This is a genomic window from Iodidimonas sp. MBR-22, assembly GCF_029946565.1.
Taxonomy (GTDB): Bacteria; Pseudomonadota; Alphaproteobacteria; order Sphingomonadales; family Rhodothalassiaceae; genus Iodidimonas; species Iodidimonas nitroreducens.
Window position 1 is genome coordinate 17,199 of record NZ_JARKVQ010000017.1, and the last position, 13,497, is coordinate 30,695.

General features: G+C 56.3%; 9 protein-coding genes. 8 read left to right on the forward strand and 1 reads right to left on the reverse strand.

The features are described 5' to 3' along the window. Positions 1-10 precede the first annotated feature (10 nt). From ilvC to QK300_RS11830, 7 genes are all read left to right on the forward strand, one after another. Entirely contained in the window at positions 11-1,006 is a 996-nt protein-coding gene (gene ilvC, locus QK300_RS11800) for a ketol-acid reductoisomerase (protein ID WP_348651890.1), read from the forward strand. Positions 1,007-1,245: 239 nt separating this feature from the next. Then, entirely contained in the window at positions 1,246-2,280 is a 1,035-nt protein-coding gene (locus tag QK300_RS11805) for a rod shape-determining protein (RefSeq protein WP_281301940.1), read from the forward strand. 75 nt (positions 2,281-2,355) lie between these two features. Continuing rightward, entirely contained in the window at positions 2,356-3,228 is an 873-nt protein-coding gene (gene mreC / locus QK300_RS11810; protein ID WP_281301941.1) for a rod shape-determining protein MreC, read from the forward strand. Beyond that, positions 3,225-3,740: a rod shape-determining protein MreD gene (mreD, locus tag QK300_RS11815; RefSeq protein ID WP_281301942.1), complete on the forward strand. Its 516-nt coding sequence runs from the start codon at positions 3,225-3,227 to the stop codon at positions 3,738-3,740. Before mreC ends, mreD begins: the two co-directional genes overlap by 4 nt. 9 nt (positions 3,741-3,749) lie before the next feature. Further along, positions 3,750-5,654 (forward strand): penicillin-binding protein 2, encoded by a 1,905-nt coding sequence (gene mrdA, locus QK300_RS11820; protein WP_281301943.1) that lies wholly within the window; start codon positions 3,750-3,752, stop codon positions 5,652-5,654. Beyond that, the gene (rodA, locus tag QK300_RS11825; RefSeq protein ID WP_281301944.1) at positions 5,655-6,797 is read left to right on the forward strand and encodes a rod shape-determining protein RodA; all 1,143 of its coding nucleotides are present in this window, start codon (positions 5,655-5,657) and stop codon (positions 6,795-6,797) included. 182 nt (positions 6,798-6,979) lie between these two features. Next, complete coding sequence (locus tag QK300_RS11830) at positions 6,980-7,432, forward strand: DUF2147 domain-containing protein (RefSeq protein ID WP_281301945.1); 453 nt, start codon at positions 6,980-6,982, stop codon at positions 7,430-7,432. A 60-nt stretch (positions 7,433-7,492) separates the two neighbouring features. Here the strand turns inward: QK300_RS11830 and putA are convergent, their stop codons facing one another. Next, positions 7,493-10,651: a bifunctional proline dehydrogenase/L-glutamate gamma-semialdehyde dehydrogenase PutA gene (gene putA / locus QK300_RS11835; protein WP_281301946.1), complete on the reverse strand. Its 3,159-nt coding sequence runs from the start codon at positions 10,649-10,651 to the stop codon at positions 7,493-7,495. A gap of 236 nt (positions 10,652-10,887) precedes the next feature. Here putA and QK300_RS11840 point away from each other — a divergent pair, with 236 nt between their 5' ends. Beyond that, positions 10,888-13,458, forward strand: a complete 2,571-nt coding sequence (locus tag QK300_RS11840) for a TonB-dependent receptor (protein ID WP_281301947.1) — start codon at positions 10,888-10,890, stop codon at positions 13,456-13,458. The last annotated feature ends 39 nt before the right edge of the window (positions 13,459-13,497 follow it).

The window sequence follows — 13,497 nt, forward strand, 5'->3', positions numbered from 1 at the left end:
CCCTATGCCGATGACTGTTTATACCGACAAGGATTGTGACCCGGCGGCCCTTCATGGCAAGAAGATTGCCATATTGGGCTATGGCAATCAGGGCCATGCCCATGCCCTTAATCTGCGCGATAGCGGCTTTGATGTGATCATCGGCGCGCGCGATCCCGGCCAATCGAGCGGGGCCAAAGCCCGGGATGCGGGCTTTATGGTGCTGCCCTTTGCCGAGGCCGTGACAATCGCCGATATTGTGATGATGACCCTGCCTGATGAGGTGATCCCCGCCATTTATGAAAGCGCCGTGGCGCCTTTCTTGCGGCCCGGCGCGGCTTTGGGCTTTGCCCATGGTTTGGCCGTTCATTTTGGCGCGATCAGGCCTGCTGATGATGTGGATCTGTTTTTGATCGGGCCCAAGGGGGCCGGGCGCTGGTTGCGTGCCGAATATCTGGCGGGCCGTGGCCTTGCCTGTTTGATCGCGGTGGGCCGGGATGCCACCGGGGCGGCCATGGAGATCGCCCTTGGCTATGCCTCGGGCCTTGGCTGTGGCCGGGCGGGGATGGTGGAAACCAGCTTTCGCGAAGAATGCGAAACCGACCTTTTTGGCGAACAGGCGGTGCTGTGCGGGGGCATCCCGGCTTTGATCGTCGCCGGATATGATACCCTGATCGAAGCGGGCTATGCGCCGGAGGTGGCCTATTTTGAATGTGTGCATGAAGCCAAGCTGGTGGTTGACCTGATGTTTGAAGCCGGGCCGGAAAAAATGCGGCAGGCCATTTCCAATACTGCAGAATATGGCGGCTATCTGGCGGGCGAGGCACTGGTGGATGATCGGATGCGCCAGACAATGAAGCGTATTTTGACGGAGATTCAATCTGGCGCATTTGCACAGCGGCTTTTTGACGATACAAGAAAAGGAAGCCCTGATCTCATGCGGTTTCGGGCGCATCGTCATGATGGACTCGAAGCCGCCGGAGAACGGGTGCGCGCCTTGATGCCATGGCTGGTCGAAAAAGGCTGAAAGCCAAGCCAAGCCAATAAAAATAAAAGGGATGCCATAATCGTGCATGATCTTCATTTCGCCAGCGAAATTTTAACGAATGCACGGCAATATGGCTTTCGCGATCGGGATCGGTGCCTGTGCTCTTGCGGTGCTGTCTTAACTATGCTCAAACGCCAATAATCCTGCATGTTGATGACTGGCCCCTATTCCGGGAGCCAAAAAGATGCGGGCGATCAATCGAAAAGGTTCGGGTCAGAATGTTCTCAAAAATTCTTGGTATGTTTTCATCGGATATGGCCATCGATCTGGGAACCGCGAATACGCTGGTTTATGTGAAGGGTCGGGGCATCGTTTTAAATGAACCTTCGGTTGTGGCGATGAAATCCACATCGGGACGGCGGCAGGTGCTGGCGGTGGGCAATGAGGCCAAGATGATGCTGGGGCGCACGCCCGGCAATATCGAAGCGATCCGTCCCTTGCGCGATGGGGTGATCGCCGATTTTGAAATCGCCCAGCATATGATCCGGCATTTCATCAAAAAAGTGCATAACCGCTCTTTTGCCAGCCCGCAGGTTGTGATCTGTGTGCCATCGGGCTCCACTGCCGTTGAACGCCGGGCGATCCGCGAAGCGGCGGAAGAAGCGGGGGCATCGAAGGTTTATCTGATCGAGGAACCCATGGCGGCGGCCATTGGGGCGGGCCTGCCGGTCACCGAGCCTCAGGGCTCGATGGTGGTGGATATCGGCGGCGGCACCACAGAAGTTGCGGTGCTCTCCTTGGGTGGGATCGTTTTCGCCACCAGTGTGCGGGTGGGCGGCGACAAGATGGATGAGGCGATCATCGCCTATATCCGCCGCAATCATAATCTGCTGATCGGGGAAAGCACTGCCGAGCGCATCAAAAAAGAGATCGGCACCGCTATGGAACCCCAGGATGGGGTGGGTTTATCCCTTGAAATCAAGGGCCGTGATCTGATGAATGGCGTGCCGAAGGAAATCACCATCAATCAGCTTCAGATTGCCGAAGCTTTGGCCGAGCCGGTGGGATCGATCATTGAAGGGGTGAAGGTGGCCCTGGAGCAAACGGCCCCGGAACTGGCTGCCGATATCGTTGATCAGGGGATCGTTCTGACCGGAGGCGGAGCGCTGCTGGCCGATCTGGAAAAGGTTCTGCGCGAAGCCACCGGGCTGCCGGTTTCCGTTGCCGATGAACCTTTGACCTGTGTGGCGCTGGGCACTGGCCGCTCTTTGGAGGAAGAGGTTCTCAAGCATGTTCTTCTTACCGACGATTGAAAGCATTTTTTGCCGTCATGATGGCGGGGGGCTTTGCTCTTGAAAGCGCCCCTTGCCAAAACATCAAGGCACCTTTTGGCCAGCCGGACGGGTCGCCGGTTGTTTGCGGGCTTGTTGTTTGTGGCGTTTACCCTGCTTTTGCTGGGTCGGATCGATCATCCGCTGATCGATAGAATGCGCGGGGTGGCGGGGGATTTTGCCCGGCCTTTTCTACAGGTTTTGTCCCGGCCGGTGGAGCGCGCCGATGCGGCCATCGAATGGGCCGGATCGCTGACCTCTTTGCTGGCGGAAAACCGCCGCTTGAAAGCCGAAAATGAGCGGCTCTTGCAATGGCAGGCGGCGGCCCGGGCGCTGGAGCGGGAAAATGCCCGCCTGCGGGTTTTTCTCAATGCCCCGAAATTGCGCAATACCCCCATCGCCACCCCACGGATCGTGGGGGTGGCCGGCGGGCCCTTTGTGCGCAGCGTGATCATCAATGCCGGGCGGGCTGATGGGGTGCGGGATAATCAGCCCGTGGTCGATGAATTGGGGCTTGTGGGGCGGGTTTTTGCTGCCGGTGAACTGGCGGCGCGGGTTTTGCTGATCACCGATCTGAACAGCCGAGTGCCGGTGCGGCTGCAAAGAACCGGCGATCCGGCCATTGCCCGGGGCCGCAATGGGCTGCTTTTGGAATTGGTCTTTTTGCCCCCCGGTGTGGATCCGATGCCCGGTGATGCGGTGGTCACGACCGGCGATGGCGGCATTTTTCCCCCTGATATTTTATTGGGGCATGTGGTGGCCGATGCCTCGAAAGAGGTGTTGATCAAGCCGGTGGCTTTGCTCGACAGATTGGAATTCGTGCAGGTTTTAAAGCCGGTTTTGCGCGATCTGGATATGGAACCGTCGCCCCAGGATGCCCCTGTTGATGCGCAAAATAACGAGGGCGCAGCCAGGGTGATCGAGCCATGAGCGAGCGGACAGGCGGATTTGGCCTAGCGCTGTTGCGGTCTTTTGGGCCTGCGGTGATTGCGGCGGTTTTGATCATCATCATGCATCTGCCCTATGGCGATGCCAGCGGCGGGGTGCCCTTGCCGCATATGGCTTTGATCGTTGTTTATTACTGGTCGATCCATCGGCCCGATCTTTTGCCCATCGGGCTGGTGGCGGCCATCGGATTTTTTCTCGATATGCTGTCGGGCGGGCCGCCGGGGCTGAATATGCTGGTTCTGATGATTGCCCAGATCGTGCTATCCAATCAACAGGCGCTGTTTGTGCGCCAGTCTTTTGCCGTGGGATGGCTGGGCTTTGTTCCGGTGATGTTTTTGGCCATGCTCTTGTCGTGGATCATTGCCAGCCTTTATTATGGGGTTAATCTATCGGCTATGCCGGTGATTGCCCAAGGTCTTGTCACCCTTGCGGCTTATCCGCTTTTTGGCTGGATTTTCGGCTGGTTCGATAAGATGATAAAAGCGGATTTTTGAAAGAGGATCATGGCATCTGATACCTCACGCTTTAAGACATTTTCCCGCCGGGCGGCCTTGCTGGCCGGGGCGCAGGGGCTTTTGACCACGGTTCTGGCCGGGCGGCTTTATTATCTTGGGGTGGTGGAAGCCGATCAATATGAAATGCTGGCCGAAGAAAATCGCATTTCCATTCGGATGCTGGCCCCGCACAGGGGCGATATCGTAGATCGTTTTGGCGAAACCATTGCCAGCAATCGTCAGGATTATCGGGTTTTCCTGATCCCCGAACAAAGCCTTGATGTCCGCTTGTCGCTGCAAAGGCTGGGGCAGATCATTCATCTGACCGAACGCGATCTGCGCCGGGTTGAAACCCAGATTGCCCGGCAGCGTAAATTTTTGCCGGTGACGGTGGCGCAGGGGCTTTCCTGGGAGGATTTTGCCAAAATCAATGTCTCGACCCCCGATCTGGCCGGGATTCAGCCCGATAGCGGTTTGAGCCGCTGGTATCCTGATGGTCCGGTGGCCAGCCAGATCGTGGGTTATGTGGGATCCGCCAATGAAGAAGAGATGGATGGCGATCCGCTGCTCACCTTGCCCGGTTTCAAGATCGGCAAGCGGGGGGTGGAGCGCAGCTATGATCGGATTTTGCGCGGACGGGCAGGCTCAAGCCGGGTTGAGGTCAATGCTTATGGTCGCACCATTCGGGAATTGGGGCGCACCGAAGGTATTCCCGGTGATCAGGTGGCGCTGACCATCGACATGGGATTGCAACGGGCAATTGCGCAGCGCCTGGGCGAAGAAGCCGCAGGCGTGGTCGTGATGGATATCGATACCGGGGATATCTATGCCCATGTCTCGACCCCAGCCTATGATCCCAATAGCTTTAATCTGGGGATCAGCCGGGAAAATTGGGCGGCGCTTTTACGCGATCCGCGCAAACCATTGATTGATAAATGCATTACCGGGCAATATCCACCCGGATCGGTTTTCAAGATGGTGACGGCGCTGGCCGCTTTGCACCATAAGATCATCACCCCCGAAAAAACGATTTATTGCAATGGTCGCCATCGCTTAGGGGATAATGTGTGGCATTGCTGGCGTCGGGAAGGCCATGGCGCCATGAATATGGAAGATGCTTTGGCCCGGTCTTGTGATGTGTATTTTTATACGATTGCCCATGAATTGGGGATTGAAAGACTGGCGCAATGGGCGCGGAATTTCGGCCTTGGTCAGGTTTTCGATCTTGAAGTTGGCGGGGAATCGAAAGGACTGGTGCCCACACCGGGCTGGAAAATTGCCACCACCGGCGAACCCTGGATGGGTGGCGAAACCCTGAATGTGGGCATCGGGCAGGGGGCTTTGCTCGCTACCCCCGTGCAATTGGCGGTGATGACCGCAAGGCTGGCCAATGGGGGCTATATGGTGCGGCCAAGGCTGGTGCGGGCCATCGGGCCTGATGCCCGGGCTTTACCCGCAGCCCCCAATGGGGGATGGCCACGGCTTGATTTTGCTGGCGATCATCTGGCCGTGGTGCGGCGTGGTATGGAAAAGGTTCTGGAATATCGTGGCACCGCCTATCAATCGCGTCTGTCGTGGAATGGCCTTTCAATGGCGGGAAAAACCGGTACGGCACAGGTGCGCCGCATTACCCGTGAAATGCGCGATAATGATGTAAAGCAGGAAGATTTGCCTTGGCAGGCCCGCCATCACGCCTGGTTTGTTGCCTATGCCCCCACTGATAAGCCCCGCTATGCCTGTTGTGTTCTGATCGAACATGGGGGCGGCGGGGCCAGTGCGGCGGCACCGGTGGCCCGGGATGTGATGGCCCAGACCTTGGAACGCGATCCGGCGGGCCGCCCGGCCCTTGATCAGATGCGCCGGGCCTTGGGGGCGGCGCAGATGCCCCCGGGCAGCAGTTTTGTGGGTGATTGAATGAGTGAAGCTTATCTTTTCGCACCGCGCAAGGTGAAGCGCAGCCTGCCGCAAAAGCTTCTGGATCTGAATTGGCTGGTGATTGCGGTTTTGATCCTGATCGCCGGGGTGGGTGTGGCCATGCTCTATTCCGTGGGGGGCGGACATTTCGATCCCTGGGCGCGGCAACAGGCCATTCGCTTTGGCATTCTGTTTTTGGTGATGATCACCATTGGCCTTGTGGATCTGCGTTTCTGGTTTCAATTGGCTTATCCCGCCTATTTTGGGGCATTGGCTTTGCTTATTGCCGTAGAATTCATTGGGGTTGTGGGCATGGGGGGGCAGCGCTGGCTTGATCTTGGCTTCATGCGCTTGCAGCCATCGGAAATCATGAAAATTGCCCTCGTTCTGGCGATGGCCCGTTATTATCATAGCCTGAATGCCACCCAATCGGGCCAATATGTGCGGTTGATTCCGCCTTTTTTGATGGTTCTTTTGCCCATGGCCCTGATCGTTCGCCAACCCGATCTGGGAACGGCTTTAATGCTGGCCGCCGGGGGGATGGCGGTGCTGTTTTTGGCGGGGGCGCCGAAATGGCTGTTTTTGGGGGGAACGATGGCGGTTGCAGCGGCGGTGCCTGTGGCTTGGGGTTTTTTGCGTGATTATCAGCAGCAACGGATCTTAACCTTCGTCAATCCTGAAAGCGATCCTTTGGGGGCTGGCTATCAGATCATGCAATCAAAAATTGCTTTGGGATCGGGTGGGCTCACCGGCAAGGGCTTTTTGATGGGCACCCAAAGCCATCTTAATTTTTTGCCCGAAATGAAAACCGATTTCATCTTCACGGCTTTGGCCGAAGAATTTGGCCTTGTTGGCGGGATGGGGGTGATAGCCCTTTATCTTTTCGTGCTGGCCTATGGATTTTATGTGGCGGTCACGTGCCGCAATCAATTCGGCCGATTGCTGGCCGCCGGGCTTTCCCTGACCATGTTTTTATATGTGTTCATCAATATAGGGATGGTGATGGGTATTTTGCCGGTGGTTGGGGTGCCTTTGCCGATGATTTCCTATGGCGGCTCGGCTATGCTGACGATGCTGACCGCTTTCGGCCTGATTTTTTCCGTATCGCTCAATCGTAAATTGGTGATCCCGAAAGGGTTTTGAGCGGAAAGTGCGGCTTTTTCGCATCACTTGGTGGGTATCGCGCATCACAGGTCGGTGAGAGCGGCTTTCAGCATCATTTTTGCCTTTATTTTGTCTTATTCCCTTCCTAGCTATGCTCAGATTTTCGGGAACTGCTCTCTTTAGCCGTTCGCGCATTTTCCATTTTTCCACAGGGTATGTCCATGTTGCGTTTTTCCGGTAAAGCTCTGGCCCTTCTTTCCGCTGCCTCCATCGTTCTGTTTTCCGCCATTCCGCAGGGATTGGCCGATCCGCAGGCTGCGTCGGTTTTGGGTGTGTGGAAAACCGATGGGGATCGCTCGGCGGTTGTTGTGCAGCCTTGTGATGATACCATCAGCGATCAGAAGATTTGCGGCAATATCATCTGGACCAAAAGCGGAGAACGGCTGGGCGCGATGATCCTTAGCGATTTTCTGCTGGATGATGATGGCCTTCAGGATGGTCGGATCCATGATCCCCGGTCCGGCAAATCCTATCGTGCGCAATTGCATCTGAAAGATGAAAACAGCCTTGAGGTGAAAGGCTGCTGGCTGGTTTTTTGCCAGTCACAGGTCTGGACACGCGCCTCATCCCTGAGCTTTGATCCCGCCGATATGTGGAAAAAGTCTGGGGGCTGATCAAAAGATCCCCCCCTTTGCATTTCATTTGGTCTCTCTTTTTTTATGGCGTACCGAGATTCAGCCGATCAGGCGGAAGAGATCGGTATTGCCGCCAATCGCTGCGGTATTGATCGTGCGCACCCGTTCGCTGGCAAAGCGCAGCAGATAATGCGGCCCCCCGGCTTTGAAGCCGGTGCCGGATAGCCCGCGTCCGCCAAAGGGCTGAACGCCCACCACGGCCCCCACCATATTGCGATTGATATAGACATTGCCCGCGATGGATTTTTCGAAAAGGCCCAGATAGCGGCCTTCAAGGCGGGAATGTATCCCGCAGGTCAGCCCATAGCCGGTGGCGGCCAGATTGTGCATCAGTTGATCAAGCTGATCGGCTTTATAACGCAGAATATGCAAAACCGGGCCGAATACTTCGCGATCCAATTGCGCCAAAGACGAAATCTCATAGATCGCCGGGGCAAAAAAGCAGCCATGTTGAAGGCTTTCATCAAGAGGCGCGCGGGCGATGAAGCGGGCGTCCTTGTCCATCCGCTCGACATGCTTTTGCAACACCGCGCGGGCCTCTTCATCGATGATCGGGCCGATATCGGTTTCCGGCTTCACCGGATCGCCCAGCTTGCGCAAAGCCAGGGCCCCCTTGATCATCTGAATGACTTCATCGGCGACATCGGATTGCACGCACAGGATACGCAAGGCCGAACAGCGCTGCCCGGCCGAGCCGAAAGCGCTTTCCATCACCGCATCGCAGACCTGTTCGGGCAGAGCGGTGCTATCGACGATCATCGCATTCTGCCCGCCGGTTTCAGCGATCAGCGGCACGATCGCCCCTTCGCGGGCGGCCAGATTACGGTTGATCAGCCGCGCCACTTCGGTGGAGCCGGTAAAGACAACCCCGGCAATGCCTTCATCCTCGACCAGAGGGCCCGCCACTTCGGGGCCATCCCCCGCTAAAAGATGCAGGGCATCGGCAGGCACCCCGGCGCGATGAAACAGTTCGGTGGCAAAGGCTGCAATCAGTGAGGTTTGCTCGGCAGGCTTGGCGAGTACGGTATTGCCCGCTGCGAGGGCCGCCATCACCTGCCCGGTGAAAATGGCGAGGGGGAAATTCCATGGCGAAATCGAAAGAAACACCCCGCGCCCTTCCAGCATCAGCTCATTGCGCTCGCCCGTGGGGCCGGGCAGGGGGGTAGGGGCACCGAATTGCTTTTCCGCCATCATAGCGTAATAGCTGCAGAAATCAACGGCTTCCCGCACTTCGGCAATGCCATCAGATAAAGTTTTTCCGGCTTCGCGCACCATCAGGCTGATCAGGAGGGCGGTGTTGTCTTCCAAAAGATCGGCGGCTTTGCGCAGAATATCGGCGCGTGCGGTGGCCTTGGTGCGGTTCCATGCCGGAAAGGCGGTTTGGGCTGCCTTCAGGGCCTTCATGGCATCGTCTTTTCCGGCCATGCGGATGCTGCCCACCTTTTCCCGCCGATCCATGGGCGACAGCACATCTTGCGGGGCGCCACCGGCGGCCTTGCCACTGATGAGGCTGGCCAGATCAAAGCGGCGATCATGATGTTCGGCAATCGCGGTTCTCAGCGAGGAAAGCTGCGGCTGATCCTGTAGATTATGCCCTTTGGAATTGGTCCGGTCCTCGCCATAAAGATCGCGGGGCAGGGGAATATTGGCATGGCGCCCCTGTTCATCGGCTTCGATGATCGAAATGGGGTCGCGCACGACCTCTTCCACCGGCACTTTCTGATCCATGAAGCGATTGACGAAGCTGGAATTGGCCCCATTTTCCAAAAGCCGCCGCACCAGATAGGGCAAAAGATCGCGATGCGCGCCCACGGGGGCATAGGTGCGCGCCTTCACCGGGCGCAGAATTTCCTGACGCACCGCCAGATAAAGCACATCGCCCATGCCGTGCAAACGCTGGAATTCATAGTCGGCATCGCGGCCCATTTCCTCGATGGCCGCAATGCTATGGGCATTATGGGTGGCAAACATGGGATAAAAGGCATCGCCCCCATCGATCAGCTTTTTCGCGCACACAAGATAAGATAAATCGGTGGCGGCTTTGCGGGTCCAAACCGGATAATCAGGCATTCCCAGTTCCTGGGCGTGCTTGATTTCAGTATCCCAATAGGCCCCCTTGACCAGCCGCACAGGAATACGGCGATGGGTTTCATGGGCCAGAGCATAAAGCCAATCCACCACATGGCGAGAGCGCTTTTGATAAGCCTGCAAAGCCAGCCCCAGCCCCGGCCAGCCCAAAAGCTCGGGCGAGCGGGCGAGCGCTTCAAACAGATCGAGCGACAGATCAAGACGATCTGCTTCTTCGGCATCGATGGTCAATTGGATATCATAGTTTTTGGCCCGCAAGGCCAGATCATGCAGGCGATCATAGACATCGGCCATCACCTGATCGCCATTCGTCAGTTCATAGCGGGGATGCAGGGCGGAAATCTTGATCGAAACTGACGAGCGTGTATTGGGGCCCCCGAGTTTTGCGCTTTCATGCTTGCCCACCGCATCGATGGCGTCTTTATAAAGCTTGAAATAGCGATCTGCGGTCTCTTGAGTGCGGGCCCCTTCGCCCAGCATGTCAAAGCTCATAAGCTGCTTTTGGTCGGGCATCTTGCTCATGCGTTTCAGGCCTTCGCCGATGGAGCGGCCAAAAACGAATTGTCGCCCCATGATCCGCATCGCCTGATTGACCGCCTGCCGGATCACCGGTTCGCCAGTGCGCTTTACCAGCTTATCCATGAAATCGGCGGGGTCTTTGCTGATGGCGGGATCGACCTTGATGATGCGCCCGGTGAGCATCAAGGCCCAAACGCCTGCATTCACAAAGGGGCTGTGGGATTTGCCCAGATGGCTCGACCAATCGCCGGTGCGGATTTTTTCGGAAATCAACGCATCCTGAGTTTCGGAATCAGGAATGCGCAGCAGGGCTTCTGCCAAACACATCAAGGCCACGCCTTCCTGATTGGAGAGCCCGAATTCCTGCAAAAAAGCATCGAGGGTGCCCTGTTCAGAGCTTAAATCCCGCGAGCGCTGAACGATCGAGCGGGCCCGTTCCACCACCGCCTTGCGCTGGGTATCATCAAAAGGAATGGCCTCGAGCAGGTGACGTGTTTCCTGAGCTTCATCCCCATAGCCTGCGGCTCTCAGGGCCTTGCGGGCCGTGGCTAACGGATCGACTGAGGGCGCAGACTTGATCGCATGGGTCATAAACACATCCTTGTCATAGAGCTTATACACATCACCCCAAGCATGTAGTGATAAGGGAAGCAAATGAAAAGGATAGTGAGCATGAAGCAACACTGCTTCATAAAATGCGCGTTTACAGTGATTTTTATCGCGCTTTTAATTCTCAATATATAACCTTGTTTCACAAAGCCGACCTGTGGGAAAAACAGGCGGGCAAATATGTGGTGATTTGAAACAAGTTTGATCGGGAGGATCATGTGAAAAAACAAAATGATGCGAACAGGCGCGGTTATCATAAGGCTTTGCTGGGATCGGTCGCGGTTTTGCCTTTGCTGAGCCTGATGGCATCCGGGGCTTTCGCGCAAAGCAATGAAGATGGTGAAAGCTTTGGCATCACGCAGATCGACGAAATCATCACTCTGGGCACCCGGGTAAAGGGGCGCACCTCTGTTGATACGGCGGTGCCGGTGGATGTTATCAATATCGAAACGATCCGCCAGAATGGCTTTACCGAATTTGGCCCCATGTTGCAGGCTTTGGCGCCTTCGTTCAATTTTTCCCGCACGCAGATTTCCGATGGTAATGATCTGTTCCGCCCGGCTACTTTGCGCGGCCTGGGGCCTGATCAGGTGCTGGTGCTGGTGAATGGCAAGCGCCGCCATCAGCGGTCTTTGCTGGGCTTGTCGGGCACCATTGGCGAAGGTGCCACGGGCACCGATTTCAATGCTATTCCTACGGCGGCCATTCAAAGGGTGGAAATTCTGCGGGATGGCGCGGCGGCCCAATATGGCTCTGATGCCATTGCCGGGGTGGTGAATATCGAATTGCAAGAAAGCGTTAATGAATTTTATGTTGCCGCCCAGCTTGGCCAAACCTTTGCAGGCGATGGGGAAAGCTATCAAATCCAGGCCAATGGTGGCTTTTCCTTGGGCGAAAGCGGGTTCATCAATTTCACCGCCGAATATCGCAATGCCGAAGAGACCAATCGCGCCGATATCAGCCCCTTTTTCGGGGATCGGCGTTTTCAGGTGGGGGATGCGGATTCCGAAGGCTATATGCTGTGGTATAATATGGCTGCCCCCATATCGGATAGCGTCGAACTCTACAGCTTTGGCGGCTATTCCTATAATGAAGCTTTGGGGGCCGGTTTTTTCCGCTTTACCAATAATCCGGCGCGTGCGGTGCCACAGGCCTTCCCCGAAGGCTTTTTGCCCCGCGATCTCAATGAATCCGAAGATATTTCCTTTGCCGGAGGGTTTCGCGGCGATCTGGGCACCTCCTGGACATGGGATGTTTCGGCGGTCTATGGCAAGAATGATTATGATCTCAGAACCCGCAATGCCCCCAATGTTTCGATTGCGGCCGATTTTTTGAATAACAATCCCGGCGCCACCGATGCCGAGATTGTGGCTAATCTGGGGCCTACATCGGGCTTTTCCGGTAGTTTGGAATTTGAACAGGCTACCTTCAATGCCGATATCGCAGGCCAGATCGATGATCTGTTGCCCAGCACGCTTTATGTGGCCTTCGGGGCGGAATATCGTGATGAAACCTTTCGCATCACGCCCGGTCAGCTTGAAAGCTTTTCCTGCGGCTTGAGCCCGGAAAATCGCTTCATCCCCTCGATCACCGATCCCGGAACTGCGGCTACCTGTGGCTTTCAGGCTTTTCCCGGGTTCCGCCCGGAAACAGCGGGCAGCTCGGGTCGCGATAATTATGCCCTTTATGCCGATCTTGAAACGACCTTCGGCGATATCTGGACTTTGGGCGTCGCCGGTCGTTTTGAAGATTATGGCGATATCGGCGATAAGTTCACATGGAAGGTCAGTTCCCGGGTTGAAATCACCGATCAACTGGCCCTGCGCGGGGCCGTGGCCACGGGCTTTCGGGCACCTTCCCTGCAACAGATCGGCTTTACCCAGGTGGCGACCACAGCCAGCGCTGCAGGCCTGACGGAAACCCTGCTGGCCTCGGTGGGGTCGGAATTTCCGGGCTTTTTTGGCATCGATAATCTTCAATTGGAAGAATCCGACAGCTTCAGCGCTGGCTTTGTCTGGCAGCCTTTGAATAATCTCACCATCACCGTGGATGGTTTTTTGATCCAAATCGATGATCGGATCGTTTTGGGAAATCCCCTGCGCCCCGGCGATCTGGATGATGCCCCTGCAGCCCAGCAGTTTCTGATTGATAATGCCATTGGTCAGGCGAATTTCTTCTCCAATGCCATCGATACCGAAACAAAAGGGGTGGATGTGGTGATCAATCACAATACCACCCTTGCCGGAGGGGCGCTGACCTCCACCTTCGCGCTCAATCTCAATAAAACCACCGTGGAAAATGTCAGGGCACCCGATGGTGTGGATCCCAATTTTCTATTCCCCGAACCATCGAAAGTATTTTTGGAGCGCGGCCAGCCACGGGTGCGGGGCAATGCCAGCTTCGATTATGAGCGCGATTCCTGGGGTGGTGTACTGCGCTTCAATTATTTTGGCAGCACAGAAACCAGCTTTTTCACCGCGCGGGGGCTGGGCTTTCCCCCTGAAGCCATCGCCGGATTGGGGCTGGCTGATGAAGAACGCCTGCGCCCCGGTGCGGCGGTGCTGATCGATCTCGAACTGCGCTATAAGCTCACCGATTGGGCGCAAATCGCGGTGGGGGCGAATAATCTGTTGGATCAAAAGCCCAATAAACTGGCCGATAATTCGCCGCTGCGCTTTATCACCGGCGATCCCAGCGGAGAATTTGGCAATATCAAATTCCCCTTGCGGGGGCTCGCTTATGGCTTGAATGGCGGCTTCTACTATGCGCGCCTGTCTTTCGATTTCTAAAGCCTTTATGGCACTGACGGCGGGTCCGCTAAACCCTCT